Origin of the sequence: Mesorhizobium sp. M7A.F.Ca.CA.002.09.1.1, assembly GCF_003998555.1 — a bacterium.
GTDB classification, from domain to species: Bacteria; Pseudomonadota; Alphaproteobacteria; order Rhizobiales; family Rhizobiaceae; genus Mesorhizobium; species Mesorhizobium ciceri.
Window position 1 is genome coordinate 1 of sequence record NZ_RZRR01000598.1, and the last position, 3,568, is coordinate 3,568.

General features: G+C 63.5%; 3 protein-coding genes. All 3 read left to right on the forward strand.

Features of this window, described 5'->3' with window-relative positions; all coding sequences use genetic code 11:
- Window positions 1-1,097, forward strand: a 1,097-nt coding sequence (gene ligD / locus EN994_RS22740) for a DNA ligase D (RefSeq protein ID WP_127307822.1), incomplete at its 5' end; no start/stop codon positions are given.
- Window positions 1,098-1,517: 420 nt separating this feature from the next.
- Window positions 1,518-2,423: a Ku protein gene (locus tag EN994_RS22750; protein WP_024501732.1), complete on the forward strand. Its 906-nt coding sequence runs from the start codon at window positions 1,518-1,520 to the stop codon at window positions 2,421-2,423.
- Window positions 2,420-3,535 (forward strand): tetratricopeptide repeat protein, encoded by a 1,116-nt coding sequence (locus EN994_RS22755; RefSeq protein WP_063168630.1) that lies wholly within the window; start codon window positions 2,420-2,422, stop codon window positions 3,533-3,535. The genes EN994_RS22750 and EN994_RS22755 overlap by 4 nt, the downstream gene beginning before the upstream one ends.
- Window positions 3,536-3,568: the final 33 nt, after the last annotated feature.

The window sequence follows — 3,568 nt, forward strand, 5'->3', positions numbered from 1 at the left end:
GGCTGGAGCCGCTGCGGGAAGGCGCCAGCGCGCCCGAGGGCGTTCCGCGCGAGATCATGCGCGAGATGAACTGGGTGCGGCCGCTGCTGTCGGCGCGCATCCACTACGCCAACCGCACAGCGGACAACGCACTGCGCCACGGCGTCTTCCGCGGTTTGAGGGATGTCGGCCTGTCGACGCCGGTATCCTCGACACGCAAGCGGCTGATCGCCGAGGCTGACCTTGCCACCATCTGGGTGACCAACCCGACGCGCCGGCTGTTCGGCAAGACCGGCCCGACCAAGCTCGACATCGCCGTCTATTACGCGCTGGTCGGCGATTTCATGCTGCCGCACATTCTCGGCCGGCCGGTGTCGCTGGTGCGCTGCCCGACCGGCCTGCCGAAGGATTGCTTCTTCCAGCGCCACGCCTTCACCGGCATGCCGCCCTCGGTGGTGACATTCGAGGCGACAAATTCCGAGGGCGAAACCAAATCCTATCTCTCGGTCGAAGGCGCGAAAGGGTATCTGGCGCTGGCGCAGTTCGGCGTCGTCGAGTTCCACACCTGGGGCACCCACCGCGCCAGCCTCGACAGACCCGACCAGATCGTCCTCGACCTCGATCCGGGAGAAGGGATCGCCTGGCGCGAGGTGGTCGAGGCCGCCGTGCACATCAAGGACGAATTGGGGCGCCTGGGGCTGGTGCCGTTCGCCAAGACCTCCGGCGGCAGCGGCATCCACATCACGGTACCTGTGACAGGCAAGCAGAACTGGAAGAAACTGCACCAGGCAACCAGCGCGATCGCCACGCATCTGGCGACAACGGCGCCTGATACTTTCACCACCACCATGGGCAAGGACAACCGCAAGAAGCGCATCTTCATCGACTACCACCGCAATGCGCGCGGCCACACCTCCGCAGCACCTTACTCCTTGCGCGCCCGCACCAATCTGCCGGCCTCGACGCCGGTCAGCTGGAGCGACCTCGAATCCATCGATGCGCCGCAGGATCTGAATTATTCGTCGCTGCCGGGGCTGTTGGCGACGTCGGGCGATCCGTGGGCGGAGATTGATAAGTTTGCGCGGGATCTGCCGGTGGTCTCGGGGGCGACGAAGTAGTTGCAGAAGACGAAGTAAGTAGTTGCAGAACAAGGACCACCGCGATCCGTGGCGCCCCCCTCTGTCCTGCCGGACATCTCCCCCTCAAAGGGGGGAGATTGGCCACTACCCGGGCTTCCGCTAATCTGCAACGCTGCTGAAGTGGGCGAGACGCCGAAGCTGTTGATCTCCCCCCTTGAGGGGGAGATGTCCGGCAGGACAGAGGGGGGCGCTGTCCCGCCAGCGTTTTAAATTCCAGTCCATCGACGCTTCCAACAATTTGAATTATTCTCTGTCCACGACCTCAAATGCATGGCGGAAGATTTCGTCAGGGATTTGCCGGTATTGTGTGCGGTCGGTGTAGGATTTGCTCAGCCTCAATCGTCCTCGGACGAAAGCGCTGCAGGTCTTTGTCAGTGCATGACCGCGTAGGAGTGTTTCATGGCGCCTAGGGCAAGTTGGAAAGGTTACCTCAAACTCAGCCTCGTGAGCTGTCCGGTGCGGTTGTATCCCGCCACCAGCGCCAGCGAGCGCATCTCGTTCAACCAGCTGCACAAGAAGACCCATAACCGCATCAACATGAAGCCGGTCGACCCCGAACTAGGGCTCGTCGAGCGTGCTGATCTGGTCAAGGGGTACGAATACGAGGACAAGCAGTACATCATCATCGATGATGCAGACCTCGACGCGGTGCGCATCGAATCCAATCACACGATGAACATCGAGGCCTTCGTCGACGAGGACGAGGTCGACGTCATCTACCAGGACGCGCCCTACTACATGGCGCCCGACGGCGCGATGGCGGAGGAAACCTTCGCCGTGTTGCGCGAAGCGATGCGCAAATCCGGCAAGCTCGCCATCGCCCGCCTTGTGCTGTCGAGCCGCGAGCGCGTGGTGACGATCGGCGCGCGCGAGAACGGCATGTTCGTGTGCACCTTGAGGAACCCGAACGAAGTGCGCGGGACGGCTGAATATTTTGGCAATATTCCAGCTGGCAAGCCCGACCCCGAAATGCTGCAGCTCGCCGAAGCGCTGATCAAGCAGAAGGAAACCACCTTCGATCCGAAGAATTATGAGGACCGCTACGAGGCGGCACTCATGACGATGATCCGCGAGAAGCTGAAAGGCCACAAGCCGATTATTGCGGCGGCACCGGAGCGCGGCAATGTCATCAACCTGATGGATGCGCTGAAGGCCAGCCTGTCGCAATCGAAGCCGCCAGCCAAGTCGAAGAGCAAGGCCGACGAGGTTGCCAAGCCAGCCGCAAAGAAAGCGGCAGCGGGTGGTGCTGCTGAAAATCCGCTGAAGGCCAATCTGCTGAAGGCGGTCGGCAAGAGCAAGAAATGACGGCACCGGCCGGCGCTGTTTTCGGCACCATAGGCGCGCTGGCGGCGTTTCCGCTCAGACTGGCCGCGCGTGAAGTCGAACGTCAGCACGGCCAGCTGCGGCGCGGCGTCACCAGGCGCACCACGCATGTCGTGTGCGGCCGCACGCTGCTCGCTAAGGCCGGGCTCTCCAGGAACGGCGATGCCGAGATCGAGCGCCGTGTCGCCGCCGAGCGCGCGGCCGGGCACAAGCTCCTCAGCGAGAACGGATTCCTGCGCCTTCTCGGGCTGATGAAGGCACCGGAGGCGTCTTCGCTGTCGCGGCAATCGCTGATCGAGCAATCGCGGCTATCCGGCGCCGAGCTCGATTTGTTGTCACTGTTCGATGCGTTCGAGCATGACGCAGAACCCTATTCCTTCCGCGACCTGATCCTGGCGCGCAAATATGCAGGGCTCGTCGCCGGCGGCGCGACATGGGGGGCGATCGCGCGCTCCGTCCACCGCTCCGGCCCGGTGGCGTCGCTGACCGCCAAGTCGCTCAATGTCGGCTCGCAGCATGGGCGCGCCGATGCGATCTACCTCGAAGGCGGCCAGAGCGAACTCGACGGACAGCTTCTGTTCGATTTGGGCAGCGCCGGTTCGGCAGGCGACGACACACTGGAAGAGTTGTTTGCCGAGGCCGAAGCGGCGGAGGAGGGTGGCGACCATGATAGGGCAGCCGCACTCTACCAGCGCTGTCTCGCCATCGATCCGAGCGATGCGATTGCCGCCTTCAACCGCGCCAACTGCCTGCGCGCCGGCGGCCACGCGGCGGACGCCGCGCACGATTATATCAATGCGATAAAACTCGATCCGGCCTTCGTCGAGGCCTGGTTCAACCTCGCTGGGCTGATGAGCGAGCAGGGCCGCGAGGCCTCGGCGCGAAGGCACCTGCAGAAAGCGATCGCGCTCGACAAAAACTATGCCGATCCGGTGTTCAACCTCGCCCGGCTCGAATTCGACGCCGGCGATCTGCCGGAGGCGCGGCGGCTGTGGGTGCGCTATCTCGAACTCGATGCGGAGTCCGAGTGGTCGCGGATGGCGGCCAAGGGCGTGCAGTTCGTGGATCTGCAGTTGGCGCGTACGGCGGGGTGAGGGATGATTAGCGATGACAGCCGATCTCCCCCC

Excerpts from the sequence above, each read along its gene's own strand:
- EN994_RS22750 (WP_024501732.1), top strand. The coding sequence starts at position 1,518 with ATGGCGCCTAGGGCAAGTTGGAAAGGTTACCTCAAACTCAGCCTCGTG.
- EN994_RS22755 (WP_063168630.1), top strand. The coding sequence starts at position 2,420 with ATGACGGCACCGGCCGGCGCTGTTTTCGGCACCATAGGCGCGCTGGCG.